Source organism: Clostridium sp. AM29-11AC (assembly GCF_003480545.1).
Classification (GTDB): Bacteria; Bacillota; Clostridia; order Lachnospirales; family Lachnospiraceae; genus Otoolea; species Otoolea saccharolyticum_A.
The window spans coordinates 286,635-312,317 of record NZ_QUJI01000001.1 but is presented as its reverse complement, the minus strand read 5'-3'; the positions used below and the strand labels follow the sequence as shown (position 1 = coordinate 312,317).

Genomic DNA, 25,683 nt, shown 5'->3' with positions numbered 1-25,683 from the left:
TTTAAAATGAAAGCATCAGACAACACACAGCACGCGCCATCCGGCTGCCTGATTTGCGGCGCTCCGCTGATTTATTCAAAACACATGGAGCCTGTGGAATGCGCCCTCTGCCACGGCCATTTCACTTCCAATGCGCGCTGCACAAACGGGCACTACATCTGTGACTCCTGCCACGAGAAGGATGCTCTGCAGGTCATCTACAGCTTCTGCCTTCACACAAAACAGAAAAATCCCGTATCCATTATGCAGGAGCTGATCCGCTTCCCCCAGATCCATATGCATGGGCCGGAGCACCATGTCCTGGTAGGCTCTGCTCTGCTGGCAGCCTGCAAAAACTGCGGAGCCGACTTTGAACTGGAGCCCGCTCTCCTTGCCATGCGTGAGCGGGGTTCACAGGTTCCCGGCGGAATCTGCGGCCAGTGGGGTTCCTGCGGAGCCGGCATAAGCGCAGGTATCTTCGTCAGCATCCTTACGGGTGCCACTCCTCTGTCCGGTCAGGAATGGGGTCTGGCCAACCAGATGACATCCAGATGTCTCTCAGCCATCGGAACCATCGGGGGCCCCAGATGCTGCAAGCGCGATTCCTACACGGCGCTTCTGGAAGCTGTGGAATTTGTCAGAGAACATTTCTGCATCGAGCTGGAGAAGCCGGAGTCCATTGTCTGTCACATGTCCGGCAGAAATGAGCAGTGTATTGGAGCGGCCTGCCCCTACCACAGCCAGAACGAATAGGGGAAAACTGAGCTGCCTGGAGGGACTGCCCGAAGATTTTTCCTCTGAAATAAACGAAAAGGTGGTATTTGTCAATGAAAAAACAGGAAAACAGCGGCGGGAAACAGACAGAGGCCCCAGCGGCAAATAAAGAAAAGAAAGAAAAGAAGACACGCCCAGTAAAAAAGTCCGCCTCCCTGCTGTCTAAAAAGGATATTAAGACTCTGGAAGGGTTCTGCGAAGGCACTCAGGGATATTTTGGAAAAATGCTGGAATACCTGGAAGATTTTATGGAGGAGGGCATTGAAAACGGCCGCTTTACAGAAGACGAAGCCCGCTCTGATTTGGAGATCGCTCTCTGGTACGCCTATGCCTGCAACAATCTCGACGACTACGAGCACTATTACATGGCCGCCCAGTGGATGCCTTCCTCAGAGCAGAACGCAGCCGGCTGTGGAGCCTGGTACTACCGCTACTCCTGCTGCCTGATGTACTGCGGGCGCCTGGAAGAGGCCCTGCACATTTCCGAAAAGGGCGTCCTGGAGGACCCCAAGTATCCGTGGGGATTCCTTCAGCTGGCCAAGCTGAGATGCCACTTTGGCCGAAAGGAAAAGGCTCTGGAAGCCGTCCGCCAGGGACTTCTCCTGGAGCCTGGAGACTATGAGTTTCTCACTCTGCAGAGAGAGATACAGGAGGGCCGTTCCCTGGAGGAAATGGAGTTTCACTACATTGATCCTGCATGTGATCAGGATCTCCAGAACGGGCTTATGGATGATGATTATTTCAAAAAGCTCTCTGTGGCCGGAATTGTCTGTGACAAAAAAGCCCTGGCCCAGATAAAGGAGCTGTTCTCTCCTGCCGGATGGAAGGCGGACTGTCCCTACTGCAGCTTTCGGTACTGGTCAGATGCCCAGGAGATCAACTGCGTATTCCGCATGAACGAGGCAGCTCTCTCCAAAATGGATCTGACCTGGCTGGCTGCCCAGAAGCGCCAGCTTGACGAGGGACGCTATCCGGCCAGCATGGAATGGGAGGGGGAGGAATACCTGCTTTCCTCCGTCATCTTTGATATAGACTGCAGTATGCTGCTGGCCTATGCCGGAGCGGAAAACGGCCGTGAGCTCCTTTTTAAAGTGAGGGAGAGCGAAAATGAGGCGGGGCTTATGAGTTAGACCCATAAGCTCCCGCCTTTTTTGCCCGTTTAATAGAACTGGTTCATAAATACTGCAATCGCGATTCCCAGCACGGCTCCTGCAAACACCTGGAGAGGCGTGTGCCCCACATATTCTTTGAGCTTTTCCTGGAGCACCACTGAGTCCAGTTTCAGAAGATTTTCAAACAGCAGACTGTTGAGTACCTTTGCCTGCTTTCCCGTTTCCTGGCGGACGCCGATGGCATCATACATAACCACCATCGCAAACAGAAAGCTGATGGCAAACTCAAAGCTGCCGAATCCATAGCAGTAGGCAGAGGCAGTTGTCAGCGCGCACACTGTTGAGGAATGGGAGCTGGGCATTCCCCCTGAGCCCGTAAGCCTCTCCGGATTAAAGGATCGGTTCAGGGCAATGTCGATAATTGTCTTCAGTACCTGTGCCACGATCCAGCCGATTACACCGCTCATTAAAACCTGATTTCCCGTTATTTCCTGATAAATTGTCATTCCTATCTCCTGTTCACTTGTCTAAAAATGCTAAAGGCTCTGTCATGCGGCCTTCAGAGCAGCTCCCAGCTTTTTTCTCACCGACAGCCAGATTTCTTCCAGACTGCACAGCTTGTCGGCATATATGACAACATAGCCCTCCCTGTATTTGGGAGGCAGAGGTGTAAGGGGCCACATATGGCGCAGAATCAGATTTCTCTCCCTCTCTGTCAATGAAAAATATTTCTCAGCATTCTCAAGAGCTGTCCTGGGATGGGTGAAGCCATGAAAATGTTCTCCGGTCTCCCTTCCATGAACATGCCAGTCATAGAGAAACAGATCGTGAAGCAGGCCTCCTCTGGCCGCCTCACAGAAGTGAAGCCCCTTTCTTCTGCAGATCAGATAGCTCATGTACGAAACACGCAGACAGTGCTCCAGACACGTTGTCCCTCCATGCTGGATATACTGATCCATGGACTGAAACGCAGGATGCTCTAAAATGTCCCTCACACATTCCAGATACCCCTGATCCCTGTACCATTCTCTCAGCTGCTCTCCTGCGAAACGCCCTGTGCGCCTCATTTTCTCTTTCCTTCCTTTCCTGACTGCCGACCAATTCCCCTCCCTGGGGCTGCAGCCCAGCCTGGGCAGCTATGTCCTTTCCGGGTGACGGCTTTCGCCGGGGATACTGAAACCTGTGCCCCCGGCGAATTCTCTGATGCTCTATCCATTTGCTTCTCTGCCCGTATTGTAGCAGAAATTATATCATCTGTCCACTGTAAATCAAAGGACGTTTTCCTGTTTAGTAGCCGATCAGCCAGTCATAGAGTTCCTGATACTTGAGAGCTGATGTTTTCCAGGAGAAATCAACTGCCATGCCCCTGTCAATAATCTTGTTCCACTCGCGTTTTCTGTTGTAATACACATGCTTTGCATAGCGGATGGTATCCAACATCTCGTGGGCATTATAGTTGGCAAAGGAAAAACCGGTTCCTGTTCCCTCGTACTCATTGTAGGGCCACACGGTATCCTTAAGTCCTCCTGTTTCCCTGACAATGGGCACCGTGCCGTAGCGCAGAGCCATAAGCTGGCTTAAACCGCAGGGCTCGAAAAGGGACGGCATCAGGAAGGCGTCGCAGGACGCATAGATACGGTGTGACATCTCCTCAGAATAATAGATATTGGCGGAGACGCGTCCATTGTACTTCCAGTCGTAGTGGCGGAACATATTCTCATATTTCTCGTCCCCTGTTCCCAGCACGACAAGCTGCACATCATCTGTACAGATCTCATCCATCACGCACTGAATCAGGTCGAAGCCTTTCTGGTCTGTCAGACGGGATACCACGCCTATCATAAATTTTTTATCATCCTGCTCAAGTCCCAGCTGCTGCTGCAGCGCTCTCTTATTTTTAATCTTTTCCTTACGGAAGGTTTTCGCATTGTAATTCTGGACAATCATCGGATCTGTCTCCGGATTGAAATCGTCGTAGTCAATGCCGTTCACAATGCCCCGCAGGCTGTTTGCCCTGGCCCGCATCAGACCGTCAAGCCCTTCTCCGTAGAACGGGGTCTTGATCTCCTCTGCATAGGTATTGCTTACGGTGGTGATGGCATCTGCATAGACGAGACCGCCCTTTAACATATTCCCGTCCTTGTACGCTTCCAGCTTGTCAGGAGTGAAGTAATAATCCGGGAGACCGGACAGCCGCTGGATCGTCTTGACATCCCAGACACCCTGGAATTTCAGGTTGTGAATAGTCATAACAGACTTCATATTCCTGAAAAATTCGCCCTCATGGAATTTATCCTTTAAGAATACAGGGATCAGGCCGGTCTGCCAGTCATGACAGTGCACCACATCCGGCTGGAAACCGATCACCGGCAGACTTGAGAGGGCGGCTCTTGAGAAAAATGCAAATTTTTCCAGATCGCAGTACCAGTCGCCGTAAGGCCTGGAGCCGCAGAAATAGCTCTCATTGTCAATAAAATAGAAGGTGATTCCTTCATAGACATACTCAAGAATCCCTACATAGCGGCTCTGTCCCAGATAGTCCATATAGAAATGGTTCAGATATTTCATATCATTTCGGAAAGATTCCTTGATACAGAGATATTTGGGAATCATAACCCTTACATCAAAATACTGCTTGTCAAAGCATTTCGGAAGAGAGCCGACTACGTCCGCCAGACCCCCTGTCTTGATAAAAGGAACCGCTTCTGAAGCTATAAAAAGAATTTTTTTCATCCTGCTACCTCCCATTCATCTCATTGCCGGACAAATCCCCAATTTGAGCCCCCTTGTCCAGATATACTGCTATTATACAATAGATTTATACATTTAGAAAGGTAGTATTATGATTTTTTGTCTGATTCTTTCTGAAACAGGCCTGCAGCTCTCCTCTCAAAGCTGCCGTCCTGCCCGCCTTCTGACTACGAGATCCGCTTGTAATCGAGCCGGATTTTATCGGCAATCAGCGCAATAAATTCGGAATTTGTCGGCTTTCCCTTCCCGGTGCTTACAGTATAGCCGAACAGATCATTGATGGTATCCATCTCCCCTCTGTTCCATGCTACTTCGATGGCATGGCGGATGGCTCTCTCTACACGGCTCGGCGTGGTCGCATGCTTCTTCGCAATGGTCGGATACAGGATCTTCGTGACAGAAGCTAACATCTCCTGATCCTTCACTGAAATGATAATGGCATCCCGCAGATACTGATACCCTTTAATGTGGGCGGGGATACCGATTTCGTGGAGCATCTGGGTTACGTCGTTTTCCAGATTCTGCTCCATGTACTCCGCCTTATTGACATAAGGCTTCACTTTTCTGCTTCCCGACAGCATTGTCGTTTTATTCTTATATCCCGTCAGCCTTCGCAGCTTATCGAGTATGATCTCTTTTGTAAACGGTTTCATGATATAGTAGCTGGCGCCCAGCTTGAACGCCTCCGCTGTCAGATTTTCACTGCCTGCGGCTGTTACAATGATAAAGGATGTGCTGTCCTTCATCTCCGTATTGCTCTTGATTTTCTCCATGACAGATATTCCGTCCATTCCCGGCATGACAATATCCATTAATACGACATCTGGTCTGGTCTTCAAAATCATGTTGTACGCTTCGTTGCCATTATCCGCCTTTCCGACGATATGGTAATCCTTTTCTCCCTCCAGTATTTCGCCAAGCAGCTCCAAAGTCTGCCTGTTATCATCCGCAATCGCAATGTTTAATTCTGCCATGCTTCATACTCCTCCTAACTTTTTCTCCGTAACGATTATAAGCTTGTAAAAACTGCCCTTGCAATGATATTAAGACGCAAATTTCGACAGCTCTACCCGTATCTCATGTTCCTTTCCTCCTCCCGTTTCGGCAGCTCTCCCGCAAAAGCCTGCCTCTGTTCTCAGGGCAGGCCGTGTGAAAGCTCCTTTTTTTCCTATTGTATCTGTTTCCGGCTTCTCAATGCTGTGCTGTTTCGTCCGAAATCTGCCTTCCCTCGTGATTTATGTGAAAATTGTCCTTTTTAATCAGCTCTGAAATAGGAACCAGCTCATATCCCTTGCTTTGAAGTCCTGTGATCACTGCCTCCAGTGCCTGAGGTGTATATTTTGCCCCATTGTGCATAAGGATAATGGAGCCGTTTCCCAGGTGTTTGTGATTTACTACCTTGTCTACGATGGAGTCTGCACCGTAGTCCTTCCAGTCCAGACTGTCAATATCCCACTGTACGGGGTAATAGCCCATGGAATCAGCAACAGCAACTACCTCGTTGTCGTAATCCCCGTAGGGCGGCCGAAACAGTGTCATATCTGTCCCTGTAAGTTCCTTCACCCGGTCATGCACCTTCTGAATTTCACTCTGAATCTCTGTCTCGCTTAACTGGCTCATGTTTTTGTGGTTTTCACTGTGGTTTCCAAGGTCATGGCCCTGGCTGGCTATGTACTTTACATCCTCCGGAAATTTTTCTACCCATCCCCCTGTCATAAAGAACGTAACCTTCACATTGTGCTTTGCCAGAATGTCCATTATCTGTCTGGTATCCTCGTTTCCCCATGGAAGCGGTTACCTGCGGCAGTCCTGTAACCGCAAAAAGCCCCGCCAGAAAGCGGTTTGTCCGCTCCCTGACGGGGCTTTATCTTTCGTATGGCTATTCTGTTTTTACTTTCTGTCTGTCTGCGTTTCAGCCTCCCCCTTCTCATTTGGAAGGAGCACATTCAGCAGAATGGCAACCAGAGCCGCCGGCACAATTCCAGAGCCTCCAAAAATAAGCTGCACTCCCTGGGGAAGATGGGAGAGCACCCCGCTGTTGGCTCCGATGCCATATCCGAGTCCAAGAGCCACAGATACAATCGTAATGCTCCTTGGCGTTAAAGGCTTCTTTGTGATAAGCTGAATTCCGCTCATGACAATGGATGAGAACATCATGACGGCTGCCCCGCCCAGCACGCTCTGAGGCATAATGGAAATCAGGGCCGCAAGCTTTGGGAGAAGCCCGCACAGAATCAGGAAAACAGCTCCTGTGGCAAGGGCAAAGCGGTTTACGATCTTTGTCATGGTCACAAGCCCCACATTCTGGCTGAAGGAGGTGTTGGGAAGAACGCCGAAGAGAGCTGCAAAAGCGGAGCCAAGGCCATCGCAGATAATTCCGCCGGACAGCTCTGTGTCTGTGGCCTCGCGGCCCATTCCTCCCTCTGTCACGCCGGAGATGTCTCCCACTGTCTCAACTGCCGTCACGATAAACATAATCATCACCGGAATTACGGCACGCCAGTCAAACACAGGCTTAACAGGCATGAGCCTGGGGATGGACACCCAGCCGGCCTCAGCTACCTTGTCCCAGTTGAGAACCCAGGCCTTCGTGTACTCCACGCCCTCAGCCGTGACACCGACAGTTGGAAGCATAAGTCCCATAATCGCTGATGCAACATAGCCCACGATGATTCCGATCAGAATGGAAGAGGAGCTTGTCATGCCCTTTGTCCCATGCTTTAAAACAATAATCACAACTAAAACCAGGGTTCCGAGAAAGAGGTTTTCAAGGCTTCCAAAATCCGGCGCCTTATCCCCTCCTCCAAAAGAATTGACGCCTACAGCTATCAGGGACAGTCCGATGGAGAGCACGACGGTTCCCGTCACCAGTGCCGGGAAAAACCGGCGAAGAGGCTTCAGGAAAAAACCCAGGATTCCCTCGAAAATTCCGCCCAGAATCGAGGCCATCATGATCGCCCCATAGGAGAGAATTCCTCCTCCCATCACACCCACGACGCTGTTAAATACGCCGATAAAGCCGGAGCTGGTTCCCATGATAATTGGAACTTTTCCGCCCACCGGGCCGATGGCATAGAGCTGTACCAGTGTCACGATTCCCGCCACCAGCATGGCATTCTGAAGCAGATCCACCTGAAGGCCGGCAAATTCCTGCGTATTGGCCAGGCCGCAGGCACCTGTGATAATCAGAAGAGGGGTAAGGTTTCCGACAAACATTGCCAGTACGTGCTGAAGTCCGAGAGGAATTGCTTTTCTGAGGGGAAGCTTCCCATAAAAGTCATACTCAGCTCCCTTTGTTTCCTTTTCACTCATTCTCATTTTCTCCTTTGAATTTTTACGTTTTCTTAACACAGCCTTAACAGTATACCGTATTTCTCTTTCCATGTACACAAAGGAGCTTTATTTTATTCATTAATTTTAATAATGGGATTTTCTATGAACTGCTTATAAATTGCCCTGCACAGCCGCATCCTTGCCCCTCCCCATGCCGCGTCAAAGGAAAGAGCCACCTGAGGCTTCTCTGTCTCCACGCAGTAAATAGGAAGCTTTCTGTCCTTTACCTGATAGTCCCTGCCCTGCCCTCCTGCGGAAAAAATCTGCCCGGACGAGGCCGGAGAAAGGGCTGCCTTTTCATAGAGCCGTGTGATGCATCCGATGGAGAGAAGAACAAGAAATACCCAGAACAGCGCATTTTCCGGAAGGCACGGCAGGCTGAGCCGCCTGTTTCTCTGTCGGCCCTTCTGCTCTGAATCCCCGGCCGTTTTCTGCCGCAGCGGCTTCCCTGTTTCCCCGGAAAGCGGCATCAGACGGCCTGGCCCGCCGGCGTCTTTCTTTCTGCTGCTGCGTCTGCTTTTCCTCTCACTGTCCCTGAAAAATAAAAACCACATTGTTTTTCCTCGGCAAAAAGCTGTTATTACCATGTTACGCAGCTCTTATTTCCCCTAGAACGTTTCAGACATGGAATCCGGCCTGAGGCACGCCTGAAATTTTTGACCTTTAATCCTGATAACGGGACTTCAGTAGGGCGATCTCTCTGGCATAGCCATCCAGATCGTTTGGTGTTTCCAGATAAAAGGGCAGGCGCTTAAGCGCCGGATGGTTGATCACCCGCACAAGGGCCTCCAGCCCTATCTGTCCCTCCCCGATTCTGGCATGGCGGTCCTTGTGGGCACCCAGGGGATTCTGGCTGTCATTCAGATGGATGGCTTTAAGCCTGGAAAGGCCGATCACCCGGTCAAATTCTGTCAGCACCTCATCCAGATGGTTTACAATGTCATATCCCCCATCCCAGACATGGCAGGTGTCCAGGCAGACGCCCATCTTTTCACTGAGCGCTACCCGATCAAGGATTTCCCGAAGCTCCTCAAAGCTCCTTCCCACCTCGCTCCCCTTGCCGGCCATAGTTTCCAGAAGTACGGTGGTGGTCTGCTCCGGCTTCAGAATCGCGTTGAGCATGCCGGCAATGTATTCAATCCCTGTCTCCACTCCCTGCTTCACATGGCTGCCCGGATGGAAGTTGTAGAGGTTTCCCGGTGTAAACTCCATCCTTCTCAGGTCATCCTCCATGGTGTTTCTGGCAAACACCCGGATGCTCTCATCTGCCGAGCAGCCGTTGAGGGTATAGGGGGCGTGGGCCAGCAGGGGAACAATGTCCTCCTGGCGTGAAAATTCCAGAAATGCCCTCACGTCCTCCGGGTCGATTTCTTTTGCATTTCCTCCCCGGGGATTCCTTGTAAAAAACTGGAAGGTTCCGGCATCAATCTTTTTTGCCTCCCTTCCCATCGCCAGATACCCTTTGGCCGATGAGAGATGGCACCCGATTCTAAGCATGGTCTCTTCCTCCTTTTCTCCTGTCATTTTTTCTGTGATTTTCTCTGTCGTTTTCTCTGTCCTGCAGTTCCTGCTTTCCTGCTCTCCCTCTGCCTCCTGTCCGCCCTGCTCCCCGGATCGGCGTTACCGCAGACACCGCTATGGCAATGAGAATCACTGCCGCAGCGATCTGAAGAAAAATACTGAGCCCTGTCCAGTGCTCAATAATAAAATTTTCAGGGTGAGAGCCAAACAGCTGCTCCAGTGTCCCCGCCACGTCGCTGTTTCCTGCCTGTTTATTGATCATCGCGTAAAAAGTAACAGCCGGATTCATAAGAAGCAGATAAAGGCTTCCCCCTGATGTGGCCTGTCTTGTCACACTGTCAACGGCAGTCATATAGCTGCTGATCTCATTCTGGGACATCCGGTAGGTAAACAGATTGACGGCATAGGTACCAGCTACCAGAAACACAATGGTGACGTAGGAGCATACATTTGCCATGGTGGATCGCTTAAACAGAGAGGAAAAAAACACTCCGATGCCCCCTGACAGCAGCGCTACCGTGACAAAGCACAGGAGCAAAAGGGCCATGTCCGTCACAGTAATTCCTCCGTACACAAATACCAGAGCAAGGGCAGGAAAGCTGGACAGCACCAGAAGCAGCATGGAAGTAAAGGCCGCGGCCAGCTTGCCCAGCACAATTTCCCCGGGCTTCATAGTTGTGGTCAGCATCAAATCAAGGGTCTGCCTCTCCCTCTCTCCGCTGATACTGTTGGAGGTCATGGCCGGCATAATGAACATGAGCATAGCAAACTCGATGGAAGCCACAAACACATACAGTTCAAGAAATCTCGAATACTGGATCTCCGCCGTCATCTTCACCTGATCCACCACGGAATACATATTAAAAAGCGCAACTGCGCTGAGGATTCCATTAAAAATAAGCAGAACCATGGCCATACGGATGCTTCTGCTGCTCACCTTCAGCTCTCTTTTATAAACCGGGTTCATTTTCATGTATCAGCACCGCCTTTTCACCTGCATGGTCTGTAATCTGCATAAAGATGGTTTCCAGGCTCCCCTTCTCCCGCATGAAGCCGCTCACCATTACGTCCGCGTCCACAAGCTGCTGGAGAAGCAGGGCCTCATCCTGCCTGTCCCCGTTAAACCCCACCTTGATCTCCTCTCCCTTTAAAGAAATGGCCTGAACACAGGGATGGCTCCGCAGAATCGCCATAGCCGTTTCCCGTCCTCTGTATATGGAAATCAGCAGCGGGTTGGAGGAATTGACCTTTTCCAGGATCTGATCCATGCTTCCGGTAAGCACCATTCTCCCCTGTTCAATAATCCCAATGCTTGTGCACATCTCAGACAGCTCAGAGAGAATATGGGAGCTGACGAGAAGCGTTTTTCCCTGTTCCCGCAGCTCCTTTAAAATTCCGGTGAACTCCAGCCTTGTCCTGGGATCGAGGCCGGAGGCCGGCTCATCTAACACCACAAGCTCCGGATCATGGATCAGAGCTCTTGCCAGGCAGAGCCTCTGTTTCATTCCCCTGGAAAGGCCGTCCACAAAGAAATCTGCCTTGTCCTCCAGCTTCATCTGCTCCAGCAGTGTTTCACACCGTCTTCTGGCACCCATTCCCTCCAGCCCGTAGCAGGAAGCAAAAAATTCCATATATTCGGATACCTTCAGGTTATCATAGACACCGAAGGAGTCCGGCACATAACCCATTTTTTCCTTCAGGCATCTCTGTTCCCGTATCCCGTCCATTCCGTCTATGACAATGCTGCCGCTGTCCGGCGCCAGCAGTCCGGTGATAATTTTAATTGTAGTGGTCTTTCCGGCTCCGTTGGGCCCTACAAAGCCGAACAGCTCCCCCTTCCCTATCGTCATGTTCAGGCCGTCCAGGGCCTGAAAGTTTCCGTATTTCTTGCGCAGATCTCTGATTTCCAGCATTAACTTTCCCTCCCTGTGACATAGAGTACCGGGAGTATCATGTTCCAGGCCGTATCACTCTTTGCCTCTCCCGAATATCTGACTGTGATGGAATTAGACGGTGACAGGTAGGGCCTCAGCTCCTCTTTCGTGTACACGGTCTTTGTCAGATCCATCCTGTCATTTCTTCCCGTTTCGTAGTTGTAAAAGTACATTGAGCCGTCAAACTTTTCCAGATACTGATACCTTGGATTATCCACAAACTCCGGTGAAATCCAGTCCATCGTCAGACTGTCGATTTCCAGATTGCTTCCCAGGAAATACTCAAGCACCAGAGGCTCTGAGGGTTCTCCCACATACACTGTATTTCCCCTCTGGTCATAGCTGCCGGAGCGAATCTTCGGGTACTGCTCCAGAGCACAGCGGTAGGTCCTTCCATCCGCTTTCTGGTTTACAGGAATCCTGGCTGTGGTTAATGTGAGTCCCTCTGTCTCAAAAGTGTCTGACGCCAGGAAATCAGGCTTCTCCTCTTCCGAATGGAACGCGATCAGCCTGGCATCTGAAAAGTATTCGTTCATATCAGAATCCAGATAAAACGTAAGGAGCTTAGACTTATCCTGTGACTCCAGATATTTTTCATCCGATATATCCGCCCGGCTGTACTGGTCTGCTCCTGTGACCATCTCTGCGAGGGCATATTTGTAAGAGATAGGAAATGTCAGTACCTCCAGTCCGTCCAGCTCTTTCTTCTCACCCGGTTCCATATCTCCCAGAAAAACCGCCTTCCCATAGAGAAGCAGCATGGCGTTTTCTATCCTCATGTCAGAATGATTCACAATGGTGCCGGAAATCTTTCCGTCGTAAAAGGTGACTGAGCTGGAAGGCGCCCTGTTTTCCAGCCCCTCCTTCTTTTTCAGGACAAATAATCCGGGCTCAAAAGCCACAGAATCCCTCACCCGGATCTCTGTCTTAGCCTCATCCAGGGAAACAGCAGTCTGATATCTCTCCCTTCCTGTGAATACAGCCGGCTTATTTGACTCATAAAAATAGTTTTTGGTGACAGGGCGCACCGTATATTCCGGATTCAGCTCTACTGTATACGGCGTATTGTAGGGGCTCCGCACATTAATATAGGTTTCCCGCTCCACCTCATCATCGCCATAGCTCTCCACCGTCGCATAGGTAAAAAACGGAGCCGTAAACCTTGTTTTTGCCCCCATGGCGTAAATCACCCCTGTAAATATCACTGCCAGCACAGCCACGCTCACCATGTAGTAATTCTGGCAGGACTTCCGTTTCAGATAGAGATAGAGGACCGGGCCAATCAGGACAATATACACCAGAATTACCGCCGTATAGAGGCCTACCTTCGGCAGGCGCGCCACATTTCCCGTATTAATCAGTGACTGAATGGAGTAATACAGGTTGGACAGGCTGTAATACTGGTCCTGAGCCAGATACTGAATTGTTTCCTTTCCCATGATCTGCTGAAACAGCCCCTCCAGGACAACAGGATTCTGCGCGCACACTTCTGCAATATCCGCCAGCCCAAAGGCGGTGAACACAATCTGCCCGTTTCCCTGATTCTTTTTTGTCACAACAGAGGTACTGCCGCTTGAGAGGACCACACGTCCTTCCTTTACCCCAAAATCCACACAGTCAGCAGACACCATGACAGCCCGGCTGTCCTCCTCGGGACCGCTCAGTTCTATTTCCCTGCTGCTGATATTTCCAGCATCCGCTTCCAGAAGCCTGCTTCCCAGTCTTCCCAGATTCTTCTCAAGCTGAGCTCCTGTTCCGAAAAGAAGGGTTCCCCCTTCCTCCACCCAGGAAAAGACAGCCTCCTCCTGCTCCTGTGTCAGAGTATTCCAGTCAAAATCATCTACCACAACCAGGTCAAACTGATCAAGCCCCAGCTCATTTTCCGGGATCTTTTCCGCTGTCAGCGGAACAAGCCTTGTCCTCAGCGTCCCGTAATTGAATCCGGCATCGTCCAGATAATCCAGACTGTCCGGATCGTCGCTGAGGGCTCCCACAAACATCACAGCCGATTCGGAGGAAATATCCAGCTTCAGTCTCTTTCTGACAACCTCATTTTCCTCCCAGTCCAGAAGGGAGAGAAAAATCTGATCATTCTCCACACCCAGAGGAACGTAATACTCTTCTGTCTTTTTTTCTCCCGGCTTTAACTCCACCGGATACTCATACTGGTATACCTCCATGTTGGATTCCAGGGTAAGAATTCTGAGAGTGCCTGTGAATGCGCTCCCTTTTTCGTTGGAATAGGATACCTCTATGGGAAGATACCTTCCTTCCCTGGCCTCGCCTCCAAAGCCATAGTCCGCCTCTACGGTTACCTGGCTGCCCCCCTCTGTGAAAGCCCCTGAGGCGTAAGCTGTCAGGCCGGCTTTTGGAGCGGACAGGCCCAGAATGAGACAGAGCAGGAAAAGGGCAAAAAATGTTCCCTTTTCTCGTTTTTTTCTGCTGCCTTTCCCTTCCGCTGTCGCTTTGCCCATCTTTTTTTGCGCCTCCCGATTTTCCATCAATTCCTGATGTATTATTTTCTCACACTTCCCCGCCCGGAAAGTTTCCCTGCTGTCTGCCCGGCCTTCTACTGGGCTACCTCGAAGTTTTCTTTATTGACGTCAAAATGCACTTTGAGCTTGACGGTAAATACCGTCCCGTCCAGATCGCTCTTCACCTGGATTGTCCCTCCGTGCATGTCCACCACGCTCTTGGCAATGGCGAGTCCAAGCCCTGTACCCCCGGTATGGGTGGAGCGAGACTGCTCCACACGGTAAAATTTGTTGAATATCAAAGGCAGCTCATCAGCCGGAATCACGTATCCGTAGTTCGTTACAGAGACAGACACGACCTCATCGCCTGCGTGAATCTGCACCAGTACCCGCTTTCCGTCTGCCCCGTATTTGATGGCATTGTTGATCAGATTGTCAAACAGCCGGGCCAGAAGGTTTCCATCTGCGTCAATCACCTTGGCAGGCACATTGCTGTGCAGCTCATAGGACAGGTTTCTGTCTACAAAGTTGGGATAGAACTCCTCCAGCAACTGTCCCAGCAGCTTGACAATATCCACTTTTCCCACATGCATCGAGAGCTTGCCGTAATTCATCTTGGTAAATCCAAACAGATCCTCGATGAGCTTTTCCAGCCTTTTGGCTTTCGCATAGGCGATATCGATGTACTTCTTCTGGATCTCAGGCGGAAGCTCGGTTTTTCCCGATAAAAGCTCCAGATATCCGATAATGGAGGTGAGGGGCGTCCTGAGATCGTGGGCCACATTGGTGATCAGCTCATTTTTCGTCCGCTCAGCCTCCCTCTCCTTTTCCATCAGCCGCCGGATGTCTTCCACCATACGGTTCAGGTTGACAGCCATGGCCGTAAATTCATCATCTCCCTTTACCTCGATATTCGTGTTCAGATCTCCCTCGGAAATATCACGGATTGCAGTGGAAATCCTGGACAGATACTTCAGATGCTTTTCCTGCAGCCTCAGAAAAATCAGAGAAAAGATCCCGATCCCTGCCAGCACATAGAGCAGAGCCATGATCGGTCCCAGATTCATAAGTTCCAGAAGGAACGAATCTGATTCCATCCGTCTGAGATATTCCGCCACCATGCTCACATTTGCAATCAGAAAAATCTCTATCAGGCAGGTGAGAAGTGTGGCATAAACTATATTTGTCACTGTGCGCGCCCGAAAGCGCCTGCTCATATCACTATTTTTCAATTTTGTATCCTACCCCCCAGACGGTAGTGATGATTTTGTTCTGCCGCGTGTCCTCCTTCATCTTGCCCCGGAGGCGGCGGATATGTACCATGACCGTATTATTGGCCTCATAGACCTTTTCATTCCAGACCTTTTCAAAAATCTCATCTGTGCTGAACACACGGCCCGGATTGGAGGCTAACAGATAGAGAATGTCAAATTCGATCGGGGTGAGCTTAATCTCCTCGTCATACACGGTGACCTTGTGATTGTCCTTGTTGATGACAAGGCCCCTGATGGAAATCTCATTTTTCGCGCTCTGCAGCGCGCTGCTCTGCGGATTCAGCTGCGTGTAGCGGCGCAGCTGGGATTTCACCCTGGCCGTCAGCTCCAGAGGGTTGAAGGGCTTTACCACATAGTCGTCGGCCCCTGTCCCCAGTCCCAGAATTTTGTCCAGATCGGTGGAGCGCGCGCTCAGCATGATGATGGGGATATTGTTTGTTTCCCGGATCTTCCTGCACATTTCCAGGCCGTCCATTCCCGGCATCATAATATCCAGAAGCACCAGGTGGATGTTCTCCCTGTCGAGAATGTCAAGACCCTCCTTTGCATTCTCCGCCTTAAAAACCCTGTATCCGTCGCTGACCAGATAGATCTCTACCAAATCTGCGATCTCCTTCTCGTCATCCACTACCAGTATATTAATTTCTGCCATGAAAAAACCTCCCTTGTCTGTATGCTGAGCCTTCCGCGTCTTTCTGCTCTCCCGCTTCCTCCGATCGCAGCCGACTTTAACAACAGTTTACCATAAGAGCGGAAAAATTGCTTTACTTTTCTCTTACATTTGAGCAAAGATGGCAGACCCGCATCAGCTCCCCTCCATCACGAGTGAGAAGCTTGCCTGCTTTTCGCGTCTGGCACGGCTTGGAGGCAGGCATTTCCAGCGGGAAATCCGGCCTTACCTCTTCTTTCAGATGGAAAAAGAAGGAAAAGAAGGAAAGCCCGCCGCTAGACAGGCCCTGACTCTGGGCTGTGTCTGACGGCGGGCTTTCTCTCTCTTTTTACTGCTCTCTCGGAATGAATACGCGCCTGTTGGCAGGATCCGCGGACTCCTCCACGGCCTTTGCGGCCTGGATGGCTTCCTCGCAGAACTGTTCCTGCGCATTGACCTTCTGGCGTCCCCTCAGAGATTTTCTGACGTAGGTTCCATCGGCTTGCAGAAGATAGGCCTTCACATTGTCTGCAAGCTGTACGTCCAGGATATGGATCAGACGTTCCTTTAGCCTCTCATCCTCCACCGGGAACAGAATCTCCACACGGCGGTCCAGATTCCTGGGCATCCAGTCTGCGCTTCCCATATAGACCTCCTGGTTTCCGCCGTTCTCAAACAGGAAGATGCGGCTGTGCTCCAGGAAATTGCCTACAATGGAGTGCACTTCGATATTCTCGCTGAGTCCCGGCACTCCCGCCTTCAGGCAGCAGATTCCCCTGACAATCAGCTGGATCTTTACGCCTGCACAGGAGGCTTCGTAAAGATTTGCGATAATCTCCTTATCGCAGAGGGAATTCATCTTGGCTGCTATCCTGGCATGTCTTCCCTCCCTGGCAGACTTGATCTCTCTCTGAATCAGGCGCAGGAACTTGCCCCGCAGCCAGAGAGGAGCCAGTGAAAGCTTGTTCCAGCCAAGAGGCTCCGAGTAGCCGGACAGCATATTGAACACGGCTGTGGCGTCCTCGCCGATCTGGCGGCTGCAGGTGAAGAGGCCGCAGTCTGTGTAGAGCTTGGCTGTGGAATCATTGTAGTTTCCCGTTCCCAGATGAACATAGCGGCGGATTCCGTCCTCTTCCTTTCTGACAACCAGCGTGATCTTGCTGTGGGTCTTGAGTCCCAGAAGGCCGTAGATAACATGGCAGCCGGCCTTCTCAAGCATTTTGGCCCAGTTAATATTATTCTCCTCGTCAAAGCGGGCCTTCAGCTCCACTAACACCGACACCTGCTTTCCATTGTCCGCAGCCTCGGCCAGGGCCGCAATGATCGGAGAATTTCCGCTGACTCGGTAGAGTGTCTGCTTGATGGCCAGAACCTCCGGATCTCTGGCCGCCTTCTTTATGAAGTTTACCACAGGCTCAAAGGTTTCAAACGGATGGGTTAACAGGATGTCGCCCTTCCTGATGTTTGTGAAAATATCGTCGTCGTTCATCAGAGCCGGAACCGGCTGAGGCGTATAGCCGGGAGCCTTGAAGCGGTCGAATCCCGGAAGGCCGTATACCTTCATCAGCACAGTCAGATCCAGGGGCCCGCTGATCTCGTAGATCTCGTCGTTTGTCACCTTCAGCTCTTTTTTCAGAATCTTTAACAGTCTCTTGTCCGCCTTCTCCTCAATGTCCAGGCGGATGGCCTCTCCCCACTGGCGCTTCTTGAGCTGGCGCTCAATCTCCTTTAACAGATCCTCCGCCTCGTCCTCGTCAATGCTCAGATCCGCATTTCTCATAACGCGGAAGGGATGGGAGCAGATAATGTCATAGTTCAAAAACAGCTTTTCAATGTTCCTCTCAATCACTTCCTCCAGGAAGATAATCGATGCCTGACCCGGTGCATTTTTCCCTGTCTGTTCCTTTCCTGCGCTCTCCCTTTTCTCCTCCTCATCATCCTTCTCTGCCGTCTCGGGCGGGATAACCACCACGCGGGGAAGGCCGCTGGGAACACGCACCATGGCAAAGTCGATCTCCGAATCCCCCTTTTTCTTCTTCACCAGGGCGGCAATATTCAAGGACTTGTTTCTGATAAGGGGAAACGGCCTTGAGGAGTCCACGGCCATGGGAGTCAGCACCGGGTAAACCATCTCCTCAAAATACCGGTCCACAAAAGCCGCCTCCTGTTTTGTCAGGTTCTCATGGGAAGTGATCACCTTCAGACCGTTCTGGCGCAGCGCAGGGAGAAGGGAGCGGTTATAGATCCGGTACTGCTCCTCCACCAGCTCATGGGTCTTGATTCCGATTGCCGCAAGCTGCTCCGATGCAGTCATGCCGGCGATATCCGGTTTCGTATAGTTGGCGTGGATCATATCCTTTAACGACGCCACTCGCACCATGAAAAATTCATCCAGGTTGGAGGCTGTAATACTTAAAAATTTCAGCCTGTCAAACAGAGGCGTGGACTTGTCCTTTGCCTCTCCCAGCACTCTGTAGTTAAAGTCCAGCCAGCTCAGTTCTCGGTTTACATAATTTTTAGGATCCCAGAATTTCTCGTCATTTGCAGCCATTGTTATACCCTCCTTTTATGTTTCAGCACTGGCTGAATTCCAAAAATTTCCTCAAAAAATTCTGCCGTGTTATCGAAAGACGCCCGCTCCAGAATAATGGTTTCCTGGCAGGTGGCAGTGATCACCAGCTTTCCGTCCTTCACAGCCAGAGACGCTCCGGCCAGCTTCTGCCTCTGGCTCTTGTCCAGGGCATTTGCCAGGCGCAGGATCGCAGTCAGCTTGGCAATCAGGATGGTTACAGCCCGCTTCGTCAGGCCCCTTCCCTCATACTGAGACAGATCCGATTCCAGATTTACCCCGTTGTAGGCAAATTCCTGGTTGCAGTAGCGGACTACATTGGCCACAATCTCCCTCTCCAGATGGGAGATTCCGATGATCTCCGTGGCCATGATGATCTGGTAGGAGCTCTGGGTCTCCCTGCTGGAGCTGATGAACTTTCCGCAGTCATGGAGAATCGCCGCTATCCGCAGGAGAAGCCTCTCCCTCTCTCCCAGGCCGTGGTATTTTTTCGTCACATCAAAAAGCTCTGAGGCCATGCGGTCCACTTCCTGAATATGGGCTCCATGGCATTTATAGCGCTTTGCCATATTTCTGGCAGCCGACAGAATATCCCCGTTAAAGTCATGGCGCAGCTTCACCAGCTTTTTCTCCTGGGCATACTCAGCCGCTATCCCATCGCAGAGGCTGACTCCGGGAATCCATACGGTTTCAGCCCCTGTCATCTCCAGTACTCTTCCATAGATGATAGCGCTGGACACAAGGATCGATGCGTACTCCCGGTCCACTCCGTAATAATCCTCAATCTCCTCCGGCCTCATGGACAGCAGCCGATTGTAGAAGCTCCTGAACTGCTCAGCCGAAACACGGTCTGACTCCATATGGCGGATACCGCTCTTTGCCATAAACAGGATGCTCTCGCCTGTGGCAATCAGGCATTTGATCTCCCGCTCCTTTAAGTAAATGCGCTTAAAGGGATAGAGCTCATTGTCCACGAGCTCCTCCATCACCGGAACCACCTCGCCTGCACTTAGATTCCAGCGGGAAATCATCTCCCTCATGCGCAGTCCCCCCAGAAAAATATTCTGGGTGGATACCAGCATATCCTTGTCAAACAGGGAGATCTGCGTGCTTCCGAAGCCGACATCGATGATTGCCGTACCTTTCTGAACGGTTTTCTGGAAAGCCGCATCCTTGGACGCAACCGCCTTATAGCTCATAAGCCTCAGTTCGGAATTGTTGATGGATTTGACAATCAGGCCTGTACGGACCTGGATCTGATCCAGCACAATCTGGCTGTTTTTCGCCTCCCTCATGGCGCTGGTGGCGTAGGCCCGGTACTCTGTGATCCGGTAGCTCTTCATGATCTCTGTAAAATTTTTCAGAACCTGGCACATCTCCTTAACCAGGCCGTAGCCGATTTTTCCATCATTGTAAGTATCTTTTCCCAAAGCAAGGACGTGGCGCAGGTGATCTACCTCCCGGATGCCGAAGCTCTGGGAGATCTCATAGATTCCCATCTCAAGCTCAAAGGAACCCACGTCGATTGCCGCAAACATTTTAATTGCCATAGCTTCCCTCCTTATTGCTCATTCCTGTTCCCAGAAGGTGCGTGATGAACTGTGCCGCCGTCCTGCCCGACAGGCCGCCGTGGCTTAACTCCCACTGGTTTGCGAGGAGCAGGAGCTCCTCTCTCGGAATCTCTACATGGTATTTTTCAGCCAGAACGCTGACGATGTTCTGAAATTCTTTCTTGTCCGGTGCTCCGTAGTAGATGGTAACACCAAACCGGGCCACCAGGGAGAGCTTTTCCTGAACTGTGTCGTTTTTATGGAGATCGTCATCAAGCTCTCTCTTGTCGCTGAATTTCTCGCGAATCAGATGGCGGCGGTTTGAGGTGGCATAGATCAGCACATTGTCCGGCTTTCTGCCAAGTCCGCCCTCGATCATGGCCTTCAGATATTTATATTCGATCTCGTACTCCTCAAAGGAGAGATCGTCCATGTATACAATAAATTTATAGTTTCTGTCCTTGATCTGTTCCAGAATGTCGGACAGACATTGAAACTGGTGCTTGTAGACCTCGATCATGCGCAGGCCTCTGTCATAGTACTCATTGAGAATCGCCTTAATGCTCGAGGATTTTCCGGTGCCGCTGTCTCCAAAGAGAAGCACGTTGTTTGCCTCTCTCCCCTCGATGAAGGCCTCCGTATTTTCCACCAGCTTTTTCTTCTGCCGCTCATAGCCCACCAGATCTCTGAGGTACACATGCTCCACGCTGGTGATGGGCTCTATTGTCACATCGCTTTCCTCCCCGGTGACGCGGAATGCCTTGTTGAGTCCGAATTTTCCCACGCCGAATTCCCGGTAAAATTCAGCGGTCCTGCTTCGAAATTCCTCATCGCTTCCGGCCTTTCCCAGAGCCTTGGAGAGCTCCACGATCCGGCTGCGGATACGGCTGTTGAAACAGCGGCCTTTTTGGGAGCGGCCGCGGTAGCTGCCAATCACTGCCCACAAGCCAAAATCCTCTCCCTCCTCGCTTCTCTGGTCAAGGAGCCTCAGATCATAGGAAAACAGCCGTCTGAATACAGCAAAATCGTAAAGTGCCAGTTCACTCAGGCTTCCTTTTGCCTCCCCCCGGATTTCACATGCCACACTGTAGGCATTTTCGTCAATGGCCAGGCAGAGAGCCAGAAAACAGTGCCACAGGTTTCCCTCAAACCCGTACGCATCAGCCAGCTCAATCAGGCTTCCTGCACACCAGGCGGACTCCTCTGTGAATCCTTCTCCTCTCTCTCCCTCCAGAAGGCTGCCCATCCGCTGGAACAGCTCTCCGTATTTTAAATTTCTGTATAGTATCAGACTGTTTCTCATCCTGCTCTTCCTCTCCCTTCCCGGGCTTTTACCTGATTTTTTCCGTCCATTTACCGGAATTTTACAAAACGAGGAGCCTCCCTCAGCCTGCATCATCCGGCAAAAATGCCTGCCTTGCTTCGGGCGCTCCTCGTCTCATCACCGGCTGTTTTTGCCGTCTGGTTCTATCTGATTCTATTTTCTCTAAAGCAGCTTCCTCATGGCCCCTCTCAGAGAGGCTAAGGGGACGCTTTCTGCGGTCTGGCTGCCGGCCGCAGAATCAGAATATGTAAACACTCTTAATAATTACCCAGTATCCTCATATGATTGGCCTCCCCGGCCACAGAACGCAGGGCATTAATCATATCAGGATCGTCCAGATTTCCCTCAATATCCACGAAGAACCGGTACTCCCAGTTTCTTCCCGGAATCGGGCGGGATTCAATCATCTGCATATTCAGATGGCTGAACGCAAAGTGATTCAGCATGTTATAGAGAGTGCCGCTCTCGTGGGGCAGCTCAAAGCAGATGCTCACCCGATTGGCCTCCTCCCGGTAAACGGGCTTTCTGGACAGAATCAGAAAGCGGGTGGTATTATTCTGACTGGAATTAATTCCCTCCGCCAGAATTTTGAGTCCATAGATCTTCGCTGCCTCGGCGCTGGCTACAGCAGCCTGGGTGCGGTCATTCTCATCCTTTACCCGCTTTGCCGCCACGGCATTGTTCTCCACGCTCACCTGCTTCCAGTCTCTTCTGGCATTCAGATACTCTGCCGACTGCATCAGGGCCTGGGGGTGGGCAGACACGGTCCGGATGTCGGAAAGCTCTGCGTCCCCGGTGCCTAACAGGCAGTGGCAGACCGGCACAAACACTTCTGCCACAATGTAATTCTCATACTTGAGAAGGAGATCATAATTGTCCGTCACAGCTCCTGCCGAGGAGTTCTCGATGGGAAGGACTGCATAGTCTGCATCGCCCTCATACACGGCCTTTGCTGCATCCTCGAACCGGCGCACATGGAACATGTCTGCTCCCTCCCCGAAATACCGGAGCACCGCTGCATGGCTGTAGGCTCCCTCCAGCCCCTGGTACACGACCCGGACGCCCTTCTTTTCAATGTCCTTCACCTTCTGAAACCCGAAATCCAGGGCCGTCTGGCCATTCTGCATCAGCCGGTACTGGTAGCGGCGGCTCAGCGTCATCATCTGCAGGAACAGTTCTCCCACCGCCTGCTTCATAAATTCTCCATCCGCCATGGCGGTGACAGTCTCTATCTTTTCTTTTTCCCTCTGGGGATCATAGACAGCCTTTCCTGTCTGTATCTTGAACTGGGCCACATCGGCGCAGAGCTTCATCCGCTCCTCAAACAGCCTGACGATCTCGCCGTCAATTTTGTCCAGCTTCTTCCTTATTTCCTGTAAGTCCATGCTGCTCTCTCTCCAACATCTCAAGTATTCGCTCCCGCGTATAGGCTCCCGGGAATTTTCTCTGCTCCGGCGAAAGCTCCTTTACGATAAAGGGCTCCCCAAACTCAATGGTTACATGGGCCGGCCGGATAATCGGGATATGCTTCTCGAAAATATCGGCAGTTCCCGTAATAGCAACCGGGATAACGGGGCATCCCGATTTCTCGGCTATCTTCAGGCTTCCCTCCTTAAAGGGCAGAAGCTCTGTCTCCAACGCATTTCTGTTTCTCGTCCCCTCCGGGAAAATCCAGATGGAAACGCCTCTTTTGATCTTTTCGATTCCCTGAAGGATTGTCTTGAGTCCCTCTTTCACATTTTCCCTGTCCATGAACAGGCAGTTTACCTGCACCATCCACTGGGACAAGAACGGCCATTTTATCATTTCCTTCTTTGCGACAAAGCCGAGAAGGCCTGGCACCGTCGTATAGCCTACCAGGATGTCAAAATAGCTTCTGTGATTGCCCACATAGAGCACAGGACGGTCCGCCGGAATATTCTCAGCTCCCTTTACCGTAACCTTCACGCCGGACACCTTTAAAATCACAGAAAATGCCCGCTTTACGATGTTCAGGCTCTTCCACTCCGCTGTTTCCCAGTCCTTCTCTCCCAGCTTTTTTAAGCGGTAGAGGACGCCTGATGAGAACAGCAGAAAGCAGATCAGAAAGCCTGCAACCAGTATAAATCTAATCATGTTTTCACCTCTCTGTCTGTTCTATTATATAGAAAGGAGGACTCAAATACAAGTCAGAAATGTGTAAAATACTTGTTCAGAATCCTGTTTTACGGAATTTTCAGAAGGTTTTTAAAAAGAAATGAACATCCCTGCCGCAAATGACGTTTTATCAACAAGTCAGAGCAGCATTTCTGCACCGCCGCCAGTCCTTTGCTCCCTCTTCCCGTCTCCTTCTGCCGCCCCTACAAAAGAGGCGACAGCAGCCGGCTGCACTGCTCTTTAAAGCGCACAGTCAGGCTCCTGGACTGGTAGATATCCATGGTCACCTCCCGGCACTGCTCCAGGTCTTTCTCAAAAATATCCTCCATCTTCCGGGTGGTCTGGCTGTTGTATATCACCGCATTGACCTCAAAGTTCAGCTCAAAGCTTCTGATGTCCATATTGGCCGTACCGTAGCAGCACACATTCCCGTCCACGCAGACGCCCTTGGCGTGAAGAAATCCGTTCTCATAGGTGTAGCACCTGGCCCCGGCCCGCAGCAGATCTCCCACGTAAGAATAGGTAGCCCAGTAGACGAAGGGGTGATCCGGCTTGCAGGGAATCATCAGTCTTACATCCACTCCGGATCTGGCCGCTATCTGGAGAGCTGACAGCACCGCATCATCCGGCACAAAATAAGGCGTCTGGATATAGATATGCTTCTTTGCCTTATGAAAAAGCTCCAGGTAATTATCCCTGATCTGCCGGTACATGGTATCGGGGCCGCTGGCAATGATCTGGACTCCCACCTCCGGTATGTGAACACAGAAGAATTTTCCGGAATCCTCCCGCATCTGTTCCCGGTCCGTGGGAATATGGGGTTCAAAATATTCTGCATTCTTAAAGAGATTCTCCCCGGCCGCATAGTTCCAGTCCAGCGCAAAGCGGATCTGCAGCCCCAGCACAGCCTCCCCGCAGAATTTCAGGTGCGTATCTCTCCAGTAGCCGAATTTCGGATCCTTAGACACATACTCACGGCCGATATTAAAGCCTCCCACATATCCATACCGCCCGTCTATGACAACAATCTTTCTGTGGTTTCTGTAGTTGACGCGCAGATTCAGCCGCCCGAGCACCGGCGGAAAGAAAATGCCCACCTGTACCCCTGCCCGCCTGAGCCTGTCCCACTGTTTTGCCGGCATAAAGCGGCCGCCCATTCCGTCTGCCAGAATCCGCACCTCCACTCCTTCCTCCGCCTTCCTCTCTAAAATCGGGGCAATGGAGCCGAACACTTCATCATTTTTGATAATATAATACTCGATGTGGATATATCGCCTGGCTGCCTCAAGCTCTCTCCTCAGATCGGCAAATTTTTCCTCACCGTCTGTAAAAATCCGAACCTGGTTGTTGGTGGTGAGCACGCTCCCCGAGGTGTCCAGGTTATAGAGCACAAGGGATTCATAATCTCCCGCCAGCTCTCCCAGCAGAGCCAGATTCCTGCTTTTAATATAGCCTTCCTGGATTCTGGCAGGCAGATTCAGCCGGTCCTCCACCTCCTTGATGCGGAACATCCGGCTTTTTTTGAAGTCCTGGCAGAACAGAAGATAAAAGATAATCCCGAACACAGGGATAAAATTGAGCGCCAGAAGCCAGGCCCAGACGGTCTTCGGATCTCTTCGCTGAAAAAATACGATGCCGACGGACAAAATCAGATTGACGAAAAAAATATGATCAGAAATCCAGACACACACAGCCTGGGCAGTTTCCCAGAAAATCTCTACCATGGCAGGCACGGTTCAGAACACCTCCTCCCAGACGCCAAAAGGGAAATTGGACTATTCTATCAGAATATGCGGCTGTCCATCCCCTCAGGGACGTTTCACAAAGTGTTTCCTGTCAGCGGAACTGGTTTTTCTCCCTGTCATAAGTATATCCGGCCCGGGCCAGTTTTGATACAAGCTCCTCCCTGTCCGCCTCAAAATCCTCGCAGAAGTCATCCAGACTGCTGTAGGAATCGCGAAGCTTTGTATTGACAAAGCTCAGGCACATTATCGGGTCCTTTGGTATGATTCTCATTTCTCTTCCTCCTCAAATTCCACGGTGACGTAATAGCCCCTGGCATTCTCCTCAATTTTCTTTACGACGCCGTGATCTGCCTTCAGCCGGTCATTTAACCGGAACAGGCCGGACATGGCCACAGCCGGCTCTATCATATAGTTGACGTTAAAGGGCGTCACCGACTCACTGACCTCCACTACCTGCCCCTCCTTCACCAGTCCCGGGCGTTCCATTTTAAATACAATTTCCTTTTTCATATCCATTCCTCCAAACAAGGCACGCAAGCAGCCCTTTGCCCTGTGGCT

22 protein-coding genes and 1 pseudogene are annotated in these 25,683 nt (G+C 51.2%); 2 read left to right on the top strand and 21 right to left on the bottom strand.

Features of this window, described 5'->3' with window-relative positions:
- Nucleotides 1-6 precede the first annotated feature (6 nt).
- Nucleotides 7-732, top strand: a complete 726-nt coding sequence (locus DW757_RS01460; RefSeq protein WP_243033266.1) for a DUF5714 domain-containing protein — start codon at nt 7-9, stop codon at nt 730-732.
- A gap of 74 nt (nt 733-806) precedes the next feature.
- Nucleotides 807-1,883, top strand: a complete 1,077-nt coding sequence (locus DW757_RS01455; protein ID WP_021965634.1) for a tetratricopeptide repeat protein — start codon at nt 807-809, stop codon at nt 1,881-1,883.
- Between the two features lie 29 nt (nt 1,884-1,912).
- Here the strand turns inward: DW757_RS01455 and DW757_RS01450 are convergent, their stop codons facing one another.
- From DW757_RS01450 to DW757_RS01345, 21 genes and pseudogenes are all read right to left on the bottom strand, one after another.
- Nucleotides 1,913-2,371, bottom strand: a complete 459-nt coding sequence (locus tag DW757_RS01450; RefSeq protein WP_015573245.1) for a divergent PAP2 family protein — start codon at nt 2,369-2,371, stop codon at nt 1,913-1,915.
- Nucleotides 2,372-2,413: 42 nt separating this feature from the next.
- Nucleotides 2,414-2,932: an HD domain-containing protein gene (locus DW757_RS01445; protein ID WP_008397307.1), complete on the bottom strand. Its 519-nt coding sequence runs from the start codon at nt 2,930-2,932 to the stop codon at nt 2,414-2,416.
- 220 nt (nt 2,933-3,152) lie between these two features.
- Nucleotides 3,153-4,598, bottom strand: coding sequence for a glycogen synthase GlgA (glgA, locus tag DW757_RS01440; RefSeq protein ID WP_015573244.1), 1,446 nt, complete (start codon nt 4,596-4,598; stop codon nt 3,153-3,155).
- Nucleotides 4,599-4,783: 185 nt separating this feature from the next.
- Nucleotides 4,784-5,590 carry a sporulation transcription factor Spo0A gene (gene spo0A / locus DW757_RS01435; protein WP_118750769.1) on the bottom strand — a complete coding sequence of 269 codons (807 nt, stop codon included), beginning with the start codon at nt 5,588-5,590 and terminating at the stop codon, nt 4,784-4,786.
- A gap of 217 nt (nt 5,591-5,807) precedes the next feature.
- A pseudogene (locus DW757_RS01430) lies at nt 5,808-6,383 on the bottom strand (polysaccharide deacetylase family protein); the annotation flags it as partial.
- 123 nt (nt 6,384-6,506) lie between these two features.
- A complete protein-coding gene (locus DW757_RS01425) occupies nt 6,507-7,928 on the bottom strand; it encodes a nucleobase:cation symporter-2 family protein (RefSeq protein ID WP_015573243.1) in 1,422 nt (473 codons plus the stop codon).
- Between the two features lie 92 nt (nt 7,929-8,020).
- Nucleotides 8,021-8,503: a hypothetical protein gene (locus DW757_RS01420; RefSeq protein WP_118750768.1), complete on the bottom strand. Its 483-nt coding sequence runs from the start codon at nt 8,501-8,503 to the stop codon at nt 8,021-8,023.
- A gap of 109 nt (nt 8,504-8,612) precedes the next feature.
- On the bottom strand, nt 8,613-9,446 hold the full coding sequence (locus tag DW757_RS01415; RefSeq protein ID WP_015573241.1) for a deoxyribonuclease IV: 834 nt from the start codon (nt 9,444-9,446) through the stop codon (nt 8,613-8,615).
- Nucleotides 9,439-10,443, bottom strand: a complete 1,005-nt coding sequence (locus tag DW757_RS01410) for an ABC transporter permease (RefSeq protein WP_118750767.1) — start codon at nt 10,441-10,443, stop codon at nt 9,439-9,441. Before DW757_RS01410 ends, DW757_RS01415 begins: the two co-directional genes overlap by 8 nt.
- Complete coding sequence (locus tag DW757_RS01405) at nt 10,421-11,383, bottom strand: ABC transporter ATP-binding protein (RefSeq protein WP_118750766.1); 963 nt, start codon at nt 11,381-11,383, stop codon at nt 10,421-10,423. The genes DW757_RS01410 and DW757_RS01405 overlap by 23 nt, the downstream gene beginning before the upstream one ends.
- The gene (locus DW757_RS01400; RefSeq protein WP_243033264.1) at nt 11,383-13,878 is read right to left on the bottom strand and encodes a hypothetical protein; all 2,496 of its coding nucleotides are present in this window, start codon (nt 13,876-13,878) and stop codon (nt 11,383-11,385) included. Before DW757_RS01400 ends, DW757_RS01405 begins: the two co-directional genes overlap by 1 nt.
- A 95-nt stretch (nt 13,879-13,973) precedes the next feature.
- Nucleotides 13,974-15,068: a HAMP domain-containing sensor histidine kinase gene (locus tag DW757_RS01395; RefSeq protein ID WP_347476057.1), complete on the bottom strand. Its 1,095-nt coding sequence runs from the start codon at nt 15,066-15,068 to the stop codon at nt 13,974-13,976.
- A 31-nt stretch (nt 15,069-15,099) separates the two neighbouring features.
- Entirely contained in the window at nt 15,100-15,804 is a 705-nt protein-coding gene (locus tag DW757_RS01390; RefSeq protein ID WP_118750764.1) for a response regulator transcription factor, read from the bottom strand.
- Between the two features lie 346 nt (nt 15,805-16,150).
- A complete protein-coding gene (gene ppk1 / locus DW757_RS01380; RefSeq protein ID WP_118750762.1) occupies nt 16,151-18,352 on the bottom strand; it encodes a polyphosphate kinase 1 in 2,202 nt (733 codons plus the stop codon).
- A gap of 2 nt (nt 18,353-18,354) precedes the next feature.
- On the bottom strand, nt 18,355-19,920 hold the full coding sequence (locus tag DW757_RS01375) for an HD domain-containing protein (protein ID WP_118750761.1): 1,566 nt from the start codon (nt 19,918-19,920) through the stop codon (nt 18,355-18,357).
- Nucleotides 19,910-21,319 (bottom strand): ATP-binding protein, encoded by a 1,410-nt coding sequence (locus tag DW757_RS01370; protein WP_118750760.1) that lies wholly within the window; start codon nt 21,317-21,319, stop codon nt 19,910-19,912. The genes DW757_RS01375 and DW757_RS01370 overlap by 11 nt, the downstream gene beginning before the upstream one ends.
- Before the next feature lie 182 nt (nt 21,320-21,501).
- Nucleotides 21,502-22,629, bottom strand: a complete 1,128-nt coding sequence (gene pheA / locus DW757_RS01365; protein ID WP_118750759.1) for a prephenate dehydratase — start codon at nt 22,627-22,629, stop codon at nt 21,502-21,504.
- Nucleotides 22,589-23,359, bottom strand: coding sequence for a lysophospholipid acyltransferase family protein (locus DW757_RS01360; protein WP_008397289.1), 771 nt, complete (start codon nt 23,357-23,359; stop codon nt 22,589-22,591). The genes pheA and DW757_RS01360 overlap by 41 nt, the downstream gene beginning before the upstream one ends.
- 224 nt (nt 23,360-23,583) lie before the next feature.
- Nucleotides 23,584-25,104 (bottom strand): cardiolipin synthase, encoded by a 1,521-nt coding sequence (gene cls / locus DW757_RS01355; RefSeq protein WP_118750758.1) that lies wholly within the window; start codon nt 25,102-25,104, stop codon nt 23,584-23,586.
- 112 nt (nt 25,105-25,216) lie between these two features.
- Nucleotides 25,217-25,396 (bottom strand): DUF4250 domain-containing protein, encoded by a 180-nt coding sequence (locus DW757_RS01350; protein WP_008397287.1) that lies wholly within the window; start codon nt 25,394-25,396, stop codon nt 25,217-25,219.
- Nucleotides 25,393-25,635 (bottom strand): hypothetical protein, encoded by a 243-nt coding sequence (locus DW757_RS01345; RefSeq protein WP_015573235.1) that lies wholly within the window; start codon nt 25,633-25,635, stop codon nt 25,393-25,395. The genes DW757_RS01350 and DW757_RS01345 overlap by 4 nt, the downstream gene beginning before the upstream one ends.
- Nucleotides 25,636-25,683 lie beyond the last annotated feature (48 nt).

What these genes read in the sequence shown, in the direction of transcription:
- DW757_RS01460 (WP_243033266.1), top strand. Translation starts at nt 7, where the DNA reads ATGAAAGCATCAGACAACACACAGCACGCGCCATCCGGCTGCCTGATT.
- DW757_RS01455 (WP_021965634.1), top strand. Translation starts at nt 807, where the DNA reads ATGAAAAAACAGGAAAACAGCGGCGGGAAACAGACAGAGGCCCCAGCG.
- DW757_RS01450 (WP_015573245.1), bottom strand. Translation starts at nt 2,371, where the DNA reads ATGACAATTTATCAGGAAATAACGGGAAATCAGGTTTTAATGAGCGGT.
- DW757_RS01445 (WP_008397307.1), bottom strand. Translation starts at nt 2,932, where the DNA reads ATGAGGCGCACAGGGCGTTTCGCAGGAGAGCAGCTGAGAGAATGGTAC.
- glgA (WP_015573244.1), bottom strand. Translation starts at nt 4,598, where the DNA reads ATGAAAAAAATTCTTTTTATAGCTTCAGAAGCGGTTCCTTTTATCAAG.
- spo0A (WP_118750769.1), bottom strand. Translation starts at nt 5,590, where the DNA reads ATGGCAGAATTAAACATTGCGATTGCGGATGATAACAGGCAGACTTTG.
- DW757_RS01425 (WP_015573243.1), bottom strand. Translation starts at nt 7,928, where the DNA reads ATGAGTGAAAAGGAAACAAAGGGAGCTGAGTATGACTTTTATGGGAAG.
- DW757_RS01420 (WP_118750768.1), bottom strand. Translation starts at nt 8,503, where the DNA reads ATGTGGTTTTTATTTTTCAGGGACAGTGAGAGGAAAAGCAGACGCAGC.
- DW757_RS01415 (WP_015573241.1), bottom strand. Translation starts at nt 9,446, where the DNA reads ATGCTTAGAATCGGGTGCCATCTCTCATCGGCCAAAGGGTATCTGGCG.
- DW757_RS01410 (WP_118750767.1), bottom strand. Translation starts at nt 10,443, where the DNA reads ATGAAAATGAACCCGGTTTATAAAAGAGAGCTGAAGGTGAGCAGCAGA.
- DW757_RS01405 (WP_118750766.1), bottom strand. Translation starts at nt 11,383, where the DNA reads ATGCTGGAAATCAGAGATCTGCGCAAGAAATACGGAAACTTTCAGGCC.
- DW757_RS01400 (WP_243033264.1), bottom strand. Translation starts at nt 13,878, where the DNA reads ATGGGCAAAGCGACAGCGGAAGGGAAAGGCAGCAGAAAAAAACGAGAA.
- DW757_RS01390 (WP_118750764.1), bottom strand. Translation starts at nt 15,804, where the DNA reads ATGGCAGAAATTAATATACTGGTAGTGGATGACGAGAAGGAGATCGCA.
- ppk1 (WP_118750762.1), bottom strand. Translation starts at nt 18,352, where the DNA reads ATGGCTGCAAATGACGAGAAATTCTGGGATCCTAAAAATTATGTAAAC.
- DW757_RS01375 (WP_118750761.1), bottom strand. Translation starts at nt 19,920, where the DNA reads ATGGCAATTAAAATGTTTGCGGCAATCGACGTGGGTTCCTTTGAGCTT.
- DW757_RS01370 (WP_118750760.1), bottom strand. Translation starts at nt 21,319, where the DNA reads ATGATGCAGGCTGAGGGAGGCTCCTCGTTTTGTAAAATTCCGGTAAAT.
- pheA (WP_118750759.1), bottom strand. Translation starts at nt 22,629, where the DNA reads ATGGACTTACAGGAAATAAGGAAGAAGCTGGACAAAATTGACGGCGAG.
- DW757_RS01360 (WP_008397289.1), bottom strand. Translation starts at nt 23,359, where the DNA reads ATGATTAGATTTATACTGGTTGCAGGCTTTCTGATCTGCTTTCTGCTG.
- cls (WP_118750758.1), bottom strand. Translation starts at nt 25,104, where the DNA reads ATGGTAGAGATTTTCTGGGAAACTGCCCAGGCTGTGTGTGTCTGGATT.
- DW757_RS01350 (WP_008397287.1), bottom strand. Translation starts at nt 25,396, where the DNA reads ATGAGAATCATACCAAAGGACCCGATAATGTGCCTGAGCTTTGTCAAT.
- DW757_RS01345 (WP_015573235.1), bottom strand. Translation starts at nt 25,635, where the DNA reads ATGAAAAAGGAAATTGTATTTAAAATGGAACGCCCGGGACTGGTGAAG.